This window comes from Methylocystis echinoides (assembly GCF_040687965.1).
Taxonomy (GTDB): Bacteria; Pseudomonadota; Alphaproteobacteria; order Rhizobiales; family Beijerinckiaceae; genus Methylocystis; species Methylocystis echinoides_A.
Map to the genome: position 1 here is coordinate 1,834,581 of NZ_CP156084.1, position 16,172 is coordinate 1,850,752.

Genomic DNA, 16,172 nt, shown 5'->3' on the forward strand with positions numbered 1-16,172 from the left:
GACGGAAGAAACAATGGCGCGTGAAGGTGAAGGCGGTCGCGGTCGCGATCGCGATCGGGAAGAGCGCGACAGCGAATTCGTGGATCGTCTGGTCCACATCAATCGCGTCGCGAAAGTGGTGAAGGGCGGCCGTCGTTTCGGTTTCGCCGCCCTCGTCGTCGTCGGCGACCAGAAAGGCCGCGTGGGCTTTGGCCACGGCAAGGCGCGCGAAGTGCCGGAAGCGATCCGCAAGGCGACGGAAGCCGCCAAGCGCGCGCTGATCCGCGTGCCGCTGCGCGAGGGCCGCACGCTGCATCATGACGTCTACGGCCGCCATGGCTCGGGCCGCGTGATCCTGCGCGCCGCCCCGGCCGGCACGGGCATCATCGCCGGCGGCCCGATGCGCGCCGTCTTCGAGACGCTCGGCATGCACGACGTCGTCGCCAAGAGCCAGGGCTCGTCGAACCCCTACAACATGATCCGCGCGACCTTCGACGCGCTGGGCCGTGAGGACTCGCCGCGTTCGGTCGCCGCGCGTCGTTCGCTCAAGGTGTCCGCGCTGCAGGCGCGCCGCCAGGGCGTCGACGCCGACGCCGTCGACGCTTAAGGGAGGGATCTGACATGGCGAACACCAAGCAGATCACCGTCGAGCAGACGGGCAGCCCGATCGGCCGTCCGGAGCGTCAGCGCAGGACCCTTCTCGGCCTCGGCCTGACGCGCATCGGCCGCAAACGCCAGCTGGAAGACACCCCGGCGGTGCGCGGCATGATCGCCAAGGTGGCGCATCTCGTCAAAATCGTCGACGAGAAGTGAGGACGCGGCAATGAAACTCAACGAACTCTCCGACAATCCGGGCTCCACCAAGAACCGGATGCGCGTTGGCCGCGGCATTGGCTCCGGCAAGGGCAAGACCGGCGGCCGTGGCGTCAAGGGTCAGAAGGCCCGCACGGGCGTCTCGATCAAGGGCTTCGAGGGCGGCCAGATGCCGCTGCATCGTCGCCTGCCGAAGCGCGGCTTCTTCAACCCGTTCTCGACCGACTACAATGAGGTCAACATTGGCCGCATTCAGCAGGCGGTCGACGCGGGCAAGCTGGACGCCGCCGCGCCGGTGACCGTCGATGCGCTCATCGCGGCCGGTCTGGTGACCAAGCCGCGCGACGGCGTCAAGATCCTCGGTCAGGGCGAGATCAAGGCGAAGCTCGCTTTCGAAGTCGCGGCCGCCTCCAAGGGCGCCATTGCGGCGATCGAGGGCGCAGGCGGTTCGGTCAAGCTCCTCGTGGGCGACGCCGCCAGCGCCTGATGCAATGTTTTTGGGCGGCCGCTCTCGCATGAGCGGCCGCTTTGTCTTATAGAAGCGTCACGCAATCGCCGGGCGCGCGAACGGGCGGCCCTCCAGCTCCCCGCGCCCGCCACTAACAAAAAGGCGCCGACCACGAACCGGCGCGACAAAGGGGAGTTCCTCCATGGCATCGGCAGCCGAGCAGCTCGCGGCCAACGTCAATCTCTCCGCCTTCGGCAAGTCCGAGGAACTCAAGAAGCGCATCTGGTTCACGCTGGGCGCGCTCATCGTCTATCGCCTCGGCACCTATGTGCCGCTGCCGGGCATCGATCCCGACGCCTTCGCGAAAAGCTTCTTCGGTCAGTCGAAGGGCATGTTGGAGCTCTTCAACATGTTCGCCGGCGGCGCCGTGCAGCGCCGCGCCATCTTCGCTCTGAACATCATGCCGTATATTTCGGCGTCGATCATCATTCAGCTGCTCACCTCGGTGTTTCCGAGTCTCGAGTCGCTGAAGAAGGAGGGCGAGCAGGGCCGCAAGGTTCTCAACCAATACACCCGCTATCTCACCGTCGCGCTCGCGACCTTCCAGGCTTATGCGATGGCGATCGGCCTCGAAGGCCAGCAGGGCGTGGTGACGGAGCCAGGTCTCTTCTTCCGCATCACCACGGTCGTGACTCTCGTCGGCGGCACGATGTTCCTGATGTGGCTCGGCGAGCAGATCACGTCGCGCGGCATCGGCAACGGGTCTTCGCTGATCATCTTTGCGGGTATCGTGGCCGCCTTTCCCTCAGCCATCGTCTCGACGCTCGAGCTCGGACGGCAGGGGGCGATCTCGACCGGCATCATCGTCGGCGTCATCGCCATGTCCTTCCTGGTGATCGCCTTCATTGTCTTCATGGAGCGCGCGCAGCGTCGGCTGCTGATCACCTATCCCAAGCGCCAGCACGGCAACCGCGTTTACGAAGGCCAGACGTCCTTCCTGCCGCTGAAGCTCAACACGGCCGGCGTCATCCCGCCGATTTTCGCCTCCTCCCTGCTGCTGCTGCCGACGACGGTTGCGAATTTCTACCAGTCGACCGGGTCCGAGAGCATTTTCGCGACGATCTCCGCCTATTTCGGCCATGGTCGCCCGCTCTATATGCTGGCCTATGTCGGCCTCATCGTCTTCTTCGCCTTCTTCTACACGGCCATCGTCTTCAATCCGACGGAGACCGCGGACAATCTCAAGAAGCATGGCGGCTTCATTCCCGGCATTCGCCCCGGCGAGCGCACGGCGAAGTTCATCGACGACGTGCTCATGCGCATCACCGTGCTCGGCGCCGCCTATCTCGCGATCATCTGCCTGCTGCCGGAAGGGCTCATCGCTTATGCGAATCTCCCCTTCTACTTTGGCGGCACGTCGCTGCTCATCGTGGTGAGCGTGACCATGGACACCGTCGCCCAGATCCACGGCCATATGCAGGCGCAGCAATATGAGGGGCTGATTCGCAAGACGAAGCTCAAGGGACGCCGCAGATGAGACTGGTCCTTCTCGGCCCTCCGGGCGCCGGCAAGGGAACGCAGTCGGCGAGGCTTGTCGAGAAATTGGGGATTCCCCAGCTCTCGACGGGCGACATGCTTCGCGCCGCCGTCGCCGCCGGCTCTCCCATCGGCCTCAAAGCCAAGGCGCTCATGGACGCGGGGCAGCTTGTGCCCGACGACGTGGTGATTGGCATCATCGATCAGCGCATCGACGCGCCGGATTGCGCCAATGGCTTCATCCTCGACGGCTTTCCCCGCACCGTCGCTCAGGCCGAAGCGCTGCGCGAGCTGCTCGCGCGCAAGCGCATGAATCTGGACGCCGTCGTTGAATTGGTCGTGGACGAGAACGCCCTCGTCGACCGCATGCGCAAGCGCGTCGCCGAGACGCTCGCGGCCGGCAAGGAAGTGCGCGCCGACGACAATCCGGAAAGCTTCAAGACGCGGCTCGACGCTTACCGCATACAAACGGCGCCGGTTTCGGCCCATTACGCCGCGCGCGGCGAGTTGAAGCAAGTTGACGGCATGGCGTCCATTGACGACGTCAGCGCGGCGATCGACAAGTCGATCAGCCGCTGATCTTGGAAACACCGGCCCGGGAAGCCCGGGCCGCGCTGTTTCTTTGACCTTTTCCAAAAGAGTGCGGCATGGAAGCGAAGTCATTTTGCGGCCTCGACTTCGGCACGTCCAATTCGACCGTCGCGGTCGAGGGCGCTGACGGGGTCGCGCTGGCGGAGCTCGAAGGCGGAAGCCGCACCCTGCCGAGCTCCATTTTCTTCGACTTCTCGAATGGCCAGCCGATCTTCGGCCGCGCCGCGATCCAGGCTTATGTAGACGGGGCCGACGGGCGGCTGATGCGCAGCTTGAAATCAGTGCTGGGCACGGCGCTGATGGACGAGACGGTCCGGATCAAGACGAAGGCTTATACTTTCAAGGACATTATCGGCCTGATCGTCGGGCGGCTGAAGCAGGCGGCGGACGCCGCAGCGGGGGCGCCGGTGACGCAAGTCGTGCTCGGACGGCCCGTGCATTTTGTCGACGACGATCCGGCCGCAGACCGCCGGGCGCAGGATGCGCTCGAGGAAATCGCCCGCGCGCAAGGCTTTCGCGACATCGCCTTCCAATACGAGCCGATCGCGGCCGCGCTCGCCTATGAGCAGACGGCGCCCCAGGAGCAATATGCGCTCATCTGCGATATCGGCGGCGGCACCTCGGATTTCTCCGTCGTGCGCGTTTCGCCGCAGGGGAGGGCGAAGGCCGACCGCGCGAGCGACGTGCTCGCCAATAAGGGCGTCCACATCGGCGGCACGGATATCGACCGGCTGTTCAGCCTGAAGGCGGTGATGCCGCACCTCGGCCTCGGCACGGAAATGCGGTTGCCCTTCGCCGACAAGGCGATCCTCGTGCCGAACGGCGTCTTCGTCGACCTCGCCACCTGGCACCGGATCAATCTTCTCTATACCCCCAAGGTCTCGCGCGATCTCGAGGAGCTGGCGCGCTATGCGCTCTCGCCCGAAAAAATCGTGCGCCTCGCCGATATCATCGAGAGCCGCCGCGGCCATTCGGTGGCGCTGGCGGTCGAGGCGGCAAAGATCGGCCTGTCGACGACGCCGCGCGCCAGCATTGATCTCGGCGAGGTGCAGCGGGGCCTTGCGATCGAGGCTGACTCGGGCGTGCTGGAGGAGGTCATCAACGACCAGCTCGGCGCGCTCGAACGCACGCTGAAGGAGACGCTCGCCGCCGCGGGGCTTGCCGGCGAGCGCATCGACGCCGTTTTCCTCACCGGCGGCTCGACGGCCATACCGGCGGTCCGGGCCGCGGTCACCGGCTTGACGCCCGAAGCGACGATCGTCGAGGGCGACATGTTCGGCGCGGTGGGCCTGGGCCTGGGGCTGGACGCGGCGCGAAAATTCGGTTTTGATGGGACTGCTCGGGCGGCGTGAGGCGCGGCCGGGATTCTTTTGGTCGTTTTTTGCTTATTTTGCTTGACTCCCCCGCAAACGCTGGTTATCGGCTCGATACCGACGAAAATTCGAGGAAGTTCTCTTCGGAGGGCTTCCGTTTTTGCGTTCTGGGCAACCCTAAACCCGAATACCCGCAAGGGCCGGCCTCCACCGGACGCGGGGTCATCGGCGGCGCTTTCAAGCTCCGCCCGAGATGGAGAAAATCGTGGCTCGTATTGCAGGCGTCAACATCCCGACCAACAAGCGCGTCGTCATTGCGCTTCAGTATATTCATGGCATCGGCGCCAAGAAGGCGGCTGAGATCTGTGAGAAGGTCAATATCCCCGCCGAACGTCGCGTGGCCCAGCTCACCGACGCCGAAGTCCTGCAAATCCGCGAGACCATCGACCGCGACTATCTCGTGGAAGGCGATCTGCGCCGCGAAGTCGCGATCAACATCAAGCGCCTGATGGACCTTGGCTGCTACCGCGGCCTGCGTCATCGCCGCCAGCTCCCGGTTCGCGGCCAGCGCACGCACACCAACGCGCGCACCCGCAAGGGCAAGGCGAAGCCCATCGCCGGCAAGAAGAAGTGATCGGCTGACCCGCCGATCGTCCCCGGACCGGTTCCGGGGATCGTCCGGGATGGCCGGGGCGCACCCGGCCATGACGAGACGACGACGACCTCAACTCCCCAGCGCCTGGCGTTACGGGCGCGTCTGAAGGACAGGAACAGAAATGGCCAAGGACACCACCCGCGTTCGTCGCCGCGAGCGCAAGAACATCGTTTCCGGCGTCGCGCACGTGAATTCGACGTTCAACAACACCATGATCACCATCACCGACGCGCAGGGCAACACTGTGTCCTGGTCGTCGGCCGGCTCGATGGGCTTCAAGGGCTCGCGCAAGTCGACGCCCTACGCCGCGCAGATGGCCGCCGAGGACGCCGCCCGCAAAGCGGGCGAGCATGGCGTTCGCACGCTCGAGGTCGAGGTTTCGGGCCCCGGCTCGGGCCGCGAGTCCGCGCTGCGCGCGCTGCAGGCGGCGGGCTTCACCGTCACCTCGATCCGCGACGTGACGCCGATCCCGCACAACGGCTGCCGCCCGCGCAAGCGCCGGCGCGTCTGACGCCAGGGCGCGAGAAGCCCACTTTCATCGAGCATATTTCGCGCGCGGTCCCGGCCTCCTCCCCGCCGGGCCGCGTTCAGGAGCTTCAAGGAAAGGCGTCCCAGTGAGCATCCAGAAGAACTGGCAGGAACTCATCAAGCCGAACAAGCTCGACGTGACCGCCGGCGACGATCCGCGCCGCGTGGCCACCGCCGTCGCCGAACCGCTGGAGCGCGGCTTCGGCGTGACGCTCGGCAACGCCCTGCGCCGCATTCTTCTTTCGTCGCTGCAGGGCGCGGCGATCACCTCCATCCACATCGACGGCGTCCTGCACGAGTTCTCCTCGATCCCGGGCGTGCGCGAGGACGTGACCGACATCGTCCTCAACATCAAGGACATCGCCATCAAATATCAGGGCGAGGGCGTTAAGCGCCTGACCCTCAAGAAGACCGGCCCCGGCGCGGTCACGGCCGGCGACATCCAGGCGACGGGCGACGTCCAGATCCTCAATCCCGACCTCGTCATCTGCACGCTCGACGAGGGCGCCGAAATTCGCATCGAATTCACGGTCTCGACCGGCAAGGGCTATGTTCCGGCCGATCGCAACCGCGCCGAGGACGCGCCGATCGGCCTCATCCCGGTCGACAGCCTCTACTCGCCCGTCAAGAAGGTCAGCTACCGCGTCGAGAACACCCGCGAAGGACAGGTGCTCGACTACGACAAGCTGACCATGACCATCGAGACCAACGGCGCCATCACGCCGGAGGACGCGCTCGCCTTTTCGGCGCGCATCCTTCAAGATCAGCTCAACGTCTTCGTCAATTTCGAGGAGCCGCGCCGCGAAGAGGCCGCTCCGTCGATCCCGCAGCTCGCCTTCAATCCGGCGCTGCTCAAGAAGGTGGACGAGCTGGAGCTGTCGGTGCGCTCGGCGAACTGCCTGAAGAACGACAACATCGTCTATATCGGCGACCTCATCCAGAAGTCCGAAGCGGAAATGCTGCGCACTCCGAACTTCGGCCGCAAGTCCTTGAACGAGATCAAGGAAGTGCTGGCTCAGATGGGCCTGCACCTCGGCATGGAAGTCCCCGGCTGGCCGCCGGAGAACATCGACGACCTCGCCAAGCGCTTCGAGGAGCATTACTAAGCGCCTCACCCCAACCCTCTCATTCGGCAAGGCGAGAGGGGATAAGAGACGGCCGTTCCTTGGCACGGCGGCCGCATAAGCAACGGAGAGCCCAGATGTATCACGGTCACAAGAAGCGCCGTTTCGGCCGCACCCACGAGCACCGCAAGGCGATGTTCGCCAATATGGCGCAGGCGCTGATCAAGCACGAGCAGATCGTCACGACGCTGCCCAAGGCCAAGGATCTGCGCCCGGTCGTCGAGAAGCTCGTGACGCTCGGCAAGCGCGGCGATCTCCACGCCCGCCGTCAGGCCATCGCCCAGATCAAGGACGTGAAGCTCGTCGGCAAGCTCTTCGAGGTGCTCGGGCCGCGCTACAAGGACCGCAACGGCGGCTACACCCGCGTGATGAAGGCGGGCTTCCGCTATGGCGACAACGCCCCGCTCGCCGTCATCGAATTCGTCGACCGCGACGTCGACGCCCGCGGGCAGGATTCGGGCCCCGTCCTCGGCGCCGAGGAAGGAGAGGCGTAAACGTCCTCCTTTTTGGCAGATCTATAGAAGGCGGCCGGCGCGGCCGCCTTTTTCTTTGCGTCCCTTGTTCTCGCCGCGGCTGGATTTCGCGCATATATTCCCGCGCGATGATTCTTAGACCGGAGCGGCAGATGCGCCTTGCTTTGCGACATGTCCTTTTCGCGGCCCTCGGCTGCGCCGCCGGCTTATCCGCCGCCTTGCCCGTATCGAACTTCGAACCGGCGCGCGCGCGGGCGCAAAGCGCGCCGGCCGTCCCGGCGGCCGCCGAAGGCCCGGCGATACCGAGGAACCGCGCCGAGATCGCCTATTCCTTCGCGCCGGTCGTGAAGAAGGCGCAGCCGGCGGTCGTCAACGTCTTCGCCTCGCGCGTCGAGCGCATGCCGGCCAATCCGCTTCTCGACGATCCGATTTTCCGGCGCTTTTTCGGCGAAGGCGGCGGCATGCCCGGCCGCTCGCCCATGGCGCAGTCGCTGGGCTCGGGCGTCATCGTCGACCCCTCGGGACTCGTCGTGACAAACAACCACGTCATCGAGAATATGACCGATGTGAAGGTCGCCCTCGCCGACAAGCGCGAATTCCCGGCGAAAATCCTGCTGCGCGATCCGCGCACGGACCTTGCGGTGCTCAAACTCGCCGACGGGGGCGCCTTTCCGACGATGGAGCTCGGCGATTCCGACGCGCTCGAAGTCGGCGATCTGACGCTCGCGATCGGCAATCCCTTTGGCGTCGGCCAGACCGTGACGCAGGGCATCGTCTCGGCGCTGGCGCGCACCCATGTCGGCATTTCCGACTATGGCTTCTTCATCCAGACCGACGCCGCCATCAATCCCGGCAATTCCGGCGGGCCGCTCGTCGATATGAATGCGCGCGTCGTCGGCATTAATTCGGCGATTTTCTCCAAATCCGGCGGCTCGGTCGGCATCGGCTTCGCGATCCCCGTCAACATGGTCAAGAACGTGCTCGCGGCGGCCAAGGGCGGCGGCAAGCTCGTGCGCCGCCCCTGGCTCGGCGCGACGCTTCAGACCATGTCGCAGGAGATCGCCGAGGGCCTCAGCCTCGAGCGGCCGGCCGGCGCGCTCCTTGCCGACGTCGAGCCGAAAGGCCCGGCCGCCGAAGCGGGCCTCAAGCGCGGCGATGTGATCATTGCCGTCGACGGACAGTCGGCGGACGATCCAGAGGCGGTCGGCTATCGTCTCGGCACCAAGCCGCTCGGCGGCCAGGCGACGCTCGGCGTGCTGCGCGGCGGGAAGAAGACCACCGTGCAGATACGGCTCACCCCGGCGCCCGAGGTCCCCTCGCGCGATACGGTGAAACTCAAAGGCCAGTCGCCCTTCTCGGGCGCGACGGTGGTCAATATTTCGCCGGCCGTCGTGGAGGAGATGTCCGTTCAGGGCGCCGCCAATGGGGTCGTCGTTTCGGACATCGAGGACGGCTCCCTCGCCCAGCAGCTCGCGTTGCAGCGCGGCGACGTCGTTCTCGCCGTCAACGACCAGAAGGTGGAGACGACGCGCGACCTGGAGAAAGCCGCGGCGTCGCGCGCCTATTACTGGAAGATCACCATCGGGCGCGGCGGACAGGTCTTCACGACGGTGGTTGGCGGCTAGAATGAGCGCCGTCGCGATTCTCGTCACCACGGTCGATTCGGCCGAAAACGCTCGGGCGCTCGCCCGCGCGGTTCTCGACGCGCGGCTCGCGGCCTGCGTGCAGATCACGTCGGCGTCCAGCCATTACGTCTGGAAGGACGAGGTCTGCGAGACGCAGGAACTGCTGCTGCAGATGAAGCATCGCGCCGACGACTATGCGGCGCTCGCTGCTTTGGTCCGCCGCCTGCACTGTTATGAGACGCCTGAAATCCTGCGCGTCGATGTCGCGGAGGCCGATCCCGCCTATGCGGCGTGGGTCATGGAGTCGACCCGGCGCGCCTGAAAAGCGGCGCGCTTGCGCCCGACGGCTTTTCAAAGCCGCAAACTGAGCTTACCTACGGCGGCAAAGTAGAAGGCTCGCAAGAGAGAGACATGACCGCGCCCACCGATTATCTGATTGACCGCCGCCGCCTCCGGCGCAAGCTCAGCTGGTGGCGCATGGCCGCCATCGCTGCGGCAGGGTTCGCCCTGGTGGCGCTTGTCTCCCGCGTCACCGGGGCCGATTCGACCGATAAGCTGACCCCGCATATCGCCCGGCTCTCCCTCCAGGGCATGATCCTGGGGGATAAAGACACGATCGATCTGATCAAAAAGATCGGCGACTCGAGCCAGGCCAAGGCGGTGCTGCTCGCCATCGACAGCCCCGGCGGCACGACGACGGGCGCCGAAAAGCTCTATGACGAGCTGCGGCGTCTCAATGAAAAGAAGCCGGTTGTCGCGGTGGTCGGCTCCCTGGCCGCTTCGGGCGCCTATATCGCGGCGATCGCGACGGACACGATTGTCGCGGAGGGCAATGCGCTGGTCGGGTCGATCGGCGTCTTGTTCCAGTACCCCAATTTCTACAAGCTGCTGGATTCGCTCGGCGTGAAAGTCGAGGAAGTGAAATCCTCGCCGCTCAAAGCCTCGCCGAACGGGTTCGAGCCGACGAGTGAAGCGGCGCGGGCGGCGATCGCCAGTCTGGTGGCCGACTCCTACGCCTGGTTCAAGGACTTAGTGAAGGAGCGGCGGCATCTCGACGACGCCGCCCTGGCGAAGGTCGCCGACGGGCGCGTGTTCACGGCGCGGCAGGGCGTGCCCTTGAAGCTCGTCGACATTCTCGGCGGCGAGCGCGAAGCGATTGCCTGGCTCGAAGCCAATAAGAAGATTGCCAAGGATCTGCCGGTGCGCGACTGGAAGAAGAAGGCGAGCTTCGAGCGCCTCGGCCTCGTCGAGGGCGCGGCGGGCGCCGCCCGGCTCCTGGGTCTGGAAACGCTGGCGGTGGCGCTCGATCAGGCCGTGACTGTCGAAAGACGCAGCAGTCTTGACGGTCTTTTGGCGATTTGGCAGGGTTCCGACGCGCGCTGAATCGGCGCAAGGCGTTTTGCTGCAACTAGATAGATGGGCCGGGGATGATCAAATCCGAACTTATTCAGCGCATCGCGCGTCGCAACAGCCATCTCTATCAGCGTGACGTGGAAACGATTGTCAGCACCATCCTCGACGAGATCACAGCGGCGCTCGCGCGCGGCGATCGGGTCGAGTTGCGCGGCTTCGGCGCTTTTTCCGTCAAGAAGCGGGACGCCCGCACAGGTCGCAACCCGCGCACCGGGGCGCAGGTCTCCGTGCAGGAAAAATGCGTGCCTTTCTTCAAGACCGGCAAGGAGATGCGCGAGCGGCTGAACGAGAATTACCAGGGCTGAGCCGAGGCTGGCCGCGTGGCCAGCGGCACAAACATATGACGCCGGGCTCCCGCGGCCAGCGCGCTGTCGTCTAAACTCCGGCGCGTCGCCGAGCAACGGGGAAAAGCTCATGAAAGCCATACTGCGCATCATTATTTTCGTTCCGCTGGCGCTGCTCATCCTGTTTTTTTCCATGGCGAATCGCGCTCCCGTGAAGATTGGGCTCGATCCGTTCTCGCCGCCCGATACGGGAGCGTCGATCGAGGCGCCGATGTTCATCGTCGTGCTCGCCGCCATGGCGATTGGCGTGCTGGCGGGCGGCGTTTCCTCCTGGCTGGGGCATTTGCCGGTCCGCCGCGCCGCCAAGGTGGCCCGCGCCGAAGCAAAGAAGACGCGGCTCGAAATCGAGAAACTCCGACAGCAGGCCCTCGCCCAGTTGCCCGCGGAGGGAAGCGCCAAGGCCGGCAAGCGCTGACCGGAGCCGGGCCTCAATCCGCAGGCAAAACGAAAATCCTCGCCTCCGCCGCTTGAAAAACGGCGCGGGCGTCGATAAGAGAAAGCCGCGCGCTTGGCCGCGCTTGCCGCAATAGCTCAGCTGGTAGAGCACATCATTCGTAATGATGGGGTCGGGGGTTCGAATCCCTCTTGCGGCACCACTCGCATCAAGAAGTCATCGCCCCGTCTGCGTCGGTCAGCGCTGAGAAGCATGGGCTTTTCGCTAACCTCTCAACGCATCCGTTTGCAGCGGCTTCGACCTCGACTTTTGGACGGACGATTGCTCAGTTAGAGCGACAGAAAATCACTTTTCCACCCGTTGCGACGACAGCAGAAGGTCGATTTGGGCGAGCGCCTTCAGGAGAGAGGGGCCGTAAGGCAAGCCTCCCAAGAGCTCCTCGGTCTTTTGTGGCTCCTGACCCCACGCAATCAGGAGCGCCGCCAGTAACAGCACAAGCAAGGCCAGCCAGAAGGATATGAGTCCCGCCAGAACGGCGGCGGCCAGAATGATTCCACGCTTGGTTCTGTCGTTGAAAGACATTTCCGGCGTCCCCGCTTTGGTTGCGCTGTTCCGCGGAGAGCAGAGTGGCTCGAATTGGCCTCACTGGCAAGCGCATCGGAAAGGTCGACTCGGCGTGCCGTACGGTTGATCAACGTCACGACAACGTCGAATGTTTAAGGCTCGCAGCCAGGGTCGCGGCGGTACAAAAATGGCGGAGACACCGTCGCGGCGCGCGATAGACGCTCCCTGAAAAAATGAGCGTCGGATCGCCGTATAACGCAGCGTCGACTGCGCGACGTGCGGCGGGTTGGCTCCGCCGTGAGCGTCACCGCCTTTTCTACTCGGCGGCGTTCTTCAGTTCGAGATAGGCGCATGGGCCTCTTGAGGCCGACGCGCGCGCTTGCAGCGGAATCACGTGGGATTCAGTGAAAGGCAGGCCAAGCGTCGACCAGACGTCGACCATCGCCTCCACGAGCTCGGCCACATGCGCCTCGTCGTGCCGCGGGGTCGGCGTGATGCGCAAACGCTCCGTCCCGATCGCCACCGTCGGATAATTGATCGGCTGAATGTAGATCGAATGACGGCGCAGCAGCAGATCGCTCGCCGCCTTGCACCGCGCTGCGTCCCCGACCATCACGGGCACGATGTGCGAGACATTGTCCATCACCGGCAGACCCGCGGCGCGCAGCGCATGCTTCGTCAGCAGCGCCATATGCTGGTGCCGGGCGCGCTCCTCGCCCGAATGCTTGAGATGGCGCACCGCGGCCCGCGCGCAGGCCGCGACCATGGGCGGCAGGGTGGTTGTGAAGATGAATTGCGGCGCGTAACTGCGCACAGCGTCGACGATCGCCGGGCTCGCCGCAATATAGCCGCCAAGCGCGCCGAACCCCTTGGCGAGCGTGCCCTCGATGACGTCGACGCGGCTTTCCACGCCTTCGCGCTGGCAGATGCCGCCGCCGCGCGCCCCATACATGCCGACCGCATGCACCTCGTCGACATAGGTCAGCGCATTGTATTTTTCCGCGAGCGCGACAATTTTCTCGACCGGCGCGATGTCGCCGTCCATGGAGTAAAGGCTTTCGAATACGATGAGCTTCGCGCGGTCGCGGCCGGCGGCCTGCAAAAGCTCTTCGAGATGATCGACGTCGTTGTGACGCCAGACCTGCTTTTCGCAGCCCGAACGCCTCACGCCTTCGATCATCGAATTGTGATTGAGGGCGTCGGAAAGAATCAGACAGTTGGGCAAGAGCGTCGCAATCGTCGAGATGCTGGCGAGATTGGAGACCCAGCCCGACGTAAAGACCAGCGCCGCCGGTTTGCCGTGCAGATCGGAAAGCTCGGCTTCGAGCTCGACAATCGGATGATGCGTTCCGGAAATATTGCGCGTGCCGCCGGCGCCGGCGCCATGCCGCTCCAGCGCGTCGCGGGCGGCGTCTAGAGACGCAGGGTGCCCGCCCATGGCGAGATAATCATTCGAGCACCAGATCGTCACTTCGCGTGGCGCATGCTCCTCTCCCTCCGGCCGCCACAGCGCGGTCGGGAAGCGCGCCGCGTCGCGTTCGAGGTTGGCGAAGATCCGATAGCGGTTTTCCATTTTTAATCGCGCGATCGCCGACTGGAAGTGCTGGTCGTAGGACAAAGCCATCGGGTTCATAAGACTCTCCATCGGCGTTTCATTCATCACTTTTTCGGCGCCATTCTTCGTGACGCTAAATTCTGCCCGCGACGCGGGTGACGTCCATGACCGCGCGCAAGGGGTCGATGTTTTCGCGACCGCTGGCGGCGCCCGAAGCGTCCACATTCTTGACGCCCCAGGACCACAGCGCATTGGCGTGCAACGGCGCGACAAGGAACCAGTGTTCGGCGACGGCGAGCGCCATCAGCGTTGCGAGGATCGTGTAGCCGACAAGTTCGAATGGAATTGTCGTCGCCAGAGCCCGTTGCCCGATCAAGACCGCGACGATGGTCGAGGCCGTCACCGAAACCGGGAAGAAAAGGTTCATCGGCCGGCGCCGCATATAGGTCACGAGATAGCGCAGATGCTCCGGCAGAAGCTCTTCGCTCAAGTTCGGCGCGCCGAAAAAGAGATTGAGTTTGGCGCTGGTGTGCATCCACCACAGGATGAGAAAGGTCCAAACGCCGATCTGGTTGGGCTGGTCCCAGGTGAGCGCCACGAGGCCGACCGCGCAAATGACAATCGCCAGCTCGTGATAAAGGCTCGTGCGCACCGCGGCGACGAAACGAGGCCAGCCGCGCAGATCAGGCGGGCAGGGCGCCCGGCTCGGGCCAGTGATGAAGCCCATGTAATAGCTGATGAGCTGCCAGCCCCAGGCCATGAGCCCGCAGCAAAAGGCGCAATAGGCCGAGGCGGCGCTCGTCGTTCCGCCTGTTGCGACCATGCCCCATAAGGCGAGCAGGAAGCCCGACGTGGCGCCTGTCATGCTCCAGGGAAAGCTGCGCCGGGAAAGCCCGTCGAGATAAAGGATCAGGCCTGTGCTCGCCCACCAGAGCAGGAGCGTGGCGACGATAGGCGGCGCGTAAGCGGACATGCGGTCACCACACTGGCGCCAGGCGGATGTCCGCCGGCAGCGCGTTGGATTTCGACGGTAAAAAATAGAGGCGGGCGAACGTCGCCGCCGCCGCCGCCGAAAGAGCGGCCTGTCTGATCTTTCCGAAAACGCCGCCGCGCCGCTTCGCTTCAGCGATGCCGCGCTCGATCTCGACGAGCCGGTCGAGCCCCGCCTTGAAAGCGGGAGCGTCGAGATCGAGCGTGATCGGGAAGACCTGCCTGGAAATTTCGGAGGTCAAGCGAAGGACCTTGAAGTCGTAGTCGTCAGGATCGACGCCGAGCGCCGCATGGAAGGCGGGCCGGCAATGGTCGCGCACATACATGGTGGCGAAGACCGCGAGCAGAAAGAATTTGATCCAGTAGACGTTATGGCCGGAGATCAGCTTCGGATTGGCGCGCATCAACAGCGCGAAGGCTTCGCCGTGCCGAAATTCGTCGTTGCACCATTTCTCGAACCATTTGAAGATCGGATGAAAGCGCCGCTCCGGATGACGTTCGAGCTGACGATAGATCGTGATGTAACGCGCATAGCCGATCTTCTCGGAAAGATAGGTGGCGTAGAAGATGAACTTCGGTTTGAAATAGGTGTATTTCTTCGTCTTCGTCAAAAAGCTCAGATCGACGCCCACGCCGAAATCTTTGAGCGTATCGTTGATGAAGCCGGCGTGACGCGCCTCGTCGCGGCTCATCATCGCGAAGAGATTCTTCATGTCCTCATTTTTCGCTCGCTTCTTCATTTCGGCGTAGAGCACGCAGCCGGAAAACTCCGCGGTGATCGAGCTGATGAGAAAGTCGCGGAACTCCTTGTCGAGCTCCGCTGGATAAACGAAGTCCGCGTCGAATTCCTCGGTGCGCTGAAAGTGCTTGTTGTTGGGGTCGGAGCGCAGCTCCGCCATCAGCTCGTCCCACTCCTTGCGCACGGCGGAAACGTCGGTCTTGTCGAGTTCGTCGAAATCCGTCGTGTAGAAACGCGGGCTGAGCAGCGTATCTTCCTGGGCGACGCGGGTCGCTTCGAGCGACACATTCTGACGCAACGGGGCGTTCATAGCGCTCTCCTGTTCGTGAAGCTGACGTCATAGAGTTCGGTGAGTTCGAAATTGCCGCAAAGCCGCGTCCAGAGGCGCTCGATCAGGCCGGCGCGAATGATCGTCGCGCGACGCGCCACTTTGATGCGATAGCCGAAGGGCGTCTCCGTCGGGGCGTTTAGCACCAGCACGCGATCCCCTGGCCGGATCTCGAAATCGCCTTCGATCTCGACATGGGCGAAGAGACTTTCGGCGGTGTGGCCGATCTCGACAGTGCAGGGCGCTTCGAACGTCTGACGGGTGAGCGCGACGATCCAGTTTGGTTTCATGGCTTGCCGCGCCTTTCCTCGAAGAGTTGCGCGAAGGCGCGGGCGTTGTCCGGGCCGAAGGCGTCGAGATTGACGCGGCGATGGGTGCTCGGGTCTTCGAGAGAGACGGTGCCGTCGCTCCAGCGCGTCAGCATGAAGGGAGCCGTGGCGTCGAGATCGGCGCGGCGGCGCTCGCGCGCAAGGCCGCGCAACGTCGAGCGAATGAAGCCATAGGCGCCGGGCTGCACGACATAGATGACGCCGTCGCGCGCCTCGCGAACGGCGACCGCGCCGTCCGCCCGATCCTCGAAGCTGAGCGCGAGCGTCTCGACCGCATCCGCCGCGGGCATATGCAGCGTGCCGACATCGGTGCGCCGGGCCACGCCGGCGGCAATGAGCGCAAAGCCGATCAGGACTGCGGCCCCGCGCAAGACGCCGCGCGGCACGCCGTCATGTCCGCCGTTTCTGTCGCCAATGGACGCCTGACTCAT

The 16,172-nt window shown here is 64.5% G+C and carries 21 protein-coding genes and 1 tRNA gene; 16 read left to right on the forward strand and 6 right to left on the reverse strand.

All coding sequences use genetic code 11. The features are described from left to right. Positions 1-13 precede the first annotated feature (13 nt). The 16 genes from rpsE to RVU70_RS09010 all read left to right on the forward strand — a co-directional run bounded on the left by rpsE (position 14) and on the right by RVU70_RS09010 (position 11,438). Positions 14-586, forward strand: a complete 573-nt coding sequence (gene rpsE / locus RVU70_RS08935) for a 30S ribosomal protein S5 (RefSeq protein WP_363351074.1) — start codon at positions 14-16, stop codon at positions 584-586. A gap of 14 nt (positions 587-600) precedes the next feature. Then, entirely contained in the window at positions 601-792 is a 192-nt protein-coding gene (rpmD, locus tag RVU70_RS08940) for a 50S ribosomal protein L30 (RefSeq protein ID WP_363351076.1), read from the forward strand. 10 nt (positions 793-802) lie between these two features. Next, positions 803-1,279 (forward strand): 50S ribosomal protein L15, encoded by a 477-nt coding sequence (rplO, locus tag RVU70_RS08945; protein ID WP_363351078.1) that lies wholly within the window; start codon positions 803-805, stop codon positions 1,277-1,279. 163 nt (positions 1,280-1,442) lie between these two features. Further along, positions 1,443-2,777, forward strand: a complete 1,335-nt coding sequence (gene secY / locus RVU70_RS08950; protein WP_363351080.1) for a preprotein translocase subunit SecY — start codon at positions 1,443-1,445, stop codon at positions 2,775-2,777. Beyond that, positions 2,774-3,355, forward strand: coding sequence for an adenylate kinase (locus tag RVU70_RS08955; RefSeq protein ID WP_363351082.1), 582 nt, complete (start codon positions 2,774-2,776; stop codon positions 3,353-3,355). The genes secY and RVU70_RS08955 overlap by 4 nt, the downstream gene beginning before the upstream one ends. Before the next feature lie 68 nt (positions 3,356-3,423). Next, on the forward strand, positions 3,424-4,719 hold the full coding sequence (locus RVU70_RS08960) for an Hsp70 family protein (RefSeq protein ID WP_363351084.1): 1,296 nt from the start codon (positions 3,424-3,426) through the stop codon (positions 4,717-4,719). A 226-nt stretch (positions 4,720-4,945) separates the two neighbouring features. Next, entirely contained in the window at positions 4,946-5,314 is a 369-nt protein-coding gene (gene rpsM / locus RVU70_RS08965) for a 30S ribosomal protein S13 (RefSeq protein ID WP_341104731.1), read from the forward strand. A 142-nt stretch (positions 5,315-5,456) separates the two neighbouring features. Next, positions 5,457-5,846: a 30S ribosomal protein S11 gene (gene rpsK / locus RVU70_RS08970; RefSeq protein WP_014890740.1), complete on the forward strand. Its 390-nt coding sequence runs from the start codon at positions 5,457-5,459 to the stop codon at positions 5,844-5,846. A 103-nt stretch (positions 5,847-5,949) separates the two neighbouring features. Next, a complete protein-coding gene (locus RVU70_RS08975) occupies positions 5,950-6,969 on the forward strand; it encodes a DNA-directed RNA polymerase subunit alpha (RefSeq protein ID WP_363351087.1) in 1,020 nt (339 codons plus the stop codon). 95 nt (positions 6,970-7,064) lie between these two features. Continuing rightward, positions 7,065-7,481, forward strand: a complete 417-nt coding sequence (gene rplQ, locus RVU70_RS08980; protein WP_363351089.1) for a 50S ribosomal protein L17 — start codon at positions 7,065-7,067, stop codon at positions 7,479-7,481. A 131-nt stretch (positions 7,482-7,612) separates the two neighbouring features. Then, entirely contained in the window at positions 7,613-9,085 is a 1,473-nt protein-coding gene (locus RVU70_RS08985; RefSeq protein ID WP_363351091.1) for a DegQ family serine endoprotease, read from the forward strand. 1 nt (position 9,086) lies between these two features. Beyond that, complete coding sequence (cutA, locus tag RVU70_RS08990) at positions 9,087-9,407, forward strand: divalent-cation tolerance protein CutA (protein ID WP_363351093.1); 321 nt, start codon at positions 9,087-9,089, stop codon at positions 9,405-9,407. A gap of 89 nt (positions 9,408-9,496) precedes the next feature. Further along, positions 9,497-10,468: a signal peptide peptidase SppA gene (gene sppA / locus RVU70_RS08995; protein ID WP_363351095.1), complete on the forward strand. Its 972-nt coding sequence runs from the start codon at positions 9,497-9,499 to the stop codon at positions 10,466-10,468. A gap of 44 nt (positions 10,469-10,512) precedes the next feature. Beyond that, positions 10,513-10,803: an integration host factor subunit beta gene (gene ihfB / locus RVU70_RS09000; protein WP_363351097.1), complete on the forward strand. Its 291-nt coding sequence runs from the start codon at positions 10,513-10,515 to the stop codon at positions 10,801-10,803. Between the two features lie 109 nt (positions 10,804-10,912). Continuing rightward, positions 10,913-11,257: a LapA family protein gene (locus RVU70_RS09005; protein WP_363351099.1), complete on the forward strand. Its 345-nt coding sequence runs from the start codon at positions 10,913-10,915 to the stop codon at positions 11,255-11,257. A gap of 105 nt (positions 11,258-11,362) precedes the next feature. Then, a tRNA-Thr gene (locus RVU70_RS09010) sits at positions 11,363-11,438 on the forward strand. Between the two features lie 143 nt (positions 11,439-11,581). Here the strand turns inward: RVU70_RS09010 and RVU70_RS09015 are convergent. The 6 genes from RVU70_RS09015 to puhC form a co-directional block, all read right to left on the reverse strand. After that, positions 11,582-11,818 (reverse strand): hypothetical protein, encoded by a 237-nt coding sequence (locus RVU70_RS09015; RefSeq protein WP_363351101.1) that lies wholly within the window; start codon positions 11,816-11,818, stop codon positions 11,582-11,584. A gap of 298 nt (positions 11,819-12,116) precedes the next feature. Further along, positions 12,117-13,418, reverse strand: a complete 1,302-nt coding sequence (gene hemA / locus RVU70_RS09020; protein WP_405044881.1) for a 5-aminolevulinate synthase — start codon at positions 13,416-13,418, stop codon at positions 12,117-12,119. 70 nt (positions 13,419-13,488) lie between these two features. Beyond that, positions 13,489-14,328 carry a putative photosynthetic complex assembly protein PuhE gene (gene puhE, locus RVU70_RS09025; RefSeq protein WP_363351106.1) on the reverse strand — a complete coding sequence of 280 codons (840 nt, stop codon included), beginning with the start codon at positions 14,326-14,328 and terminating at the stop codon, positions 13,489-13,491. Between the two features lie 4 nt (positions 14,329-14,332). Next, positions 14,333-15,394, reverse strand: a complete 1,062-nt coding sequence (gene acsF / locus RVU70_RS09030) for a magnesium-protoporphyrin IX monomethyl ester (oxidative) cyclase (protein ID WP_363351108.1) — start codon at positions 15,392-15,394, stop codon at positions 14,333-14,335. Beyond that, entirely contained in the window at positions 15,391-15,702 is a 312-nt protein-coding gene (locus RVU70_RS09035; protein ID WP_363351110.1) for a hypothetical protein, read from the reverse strand. The genes acsF and RVU70_RS09035 overlap by 4 nt, the downstream gene beginning before the upstream one ends. Beyond that, positions 15,699-16,172, reverse strand: coding sequence for a photosynthetic complex assembly protein PuhC (gene puhC, locus RVU70_RS09040; protein WP_363351112.1), 474 nt, complete (start codon positions 16,170-16,172; stop codon positions 15,699-15,701). Before puhC ends, RVU70_RS09035 begins: the two co-directional genes overlap by 4 nt.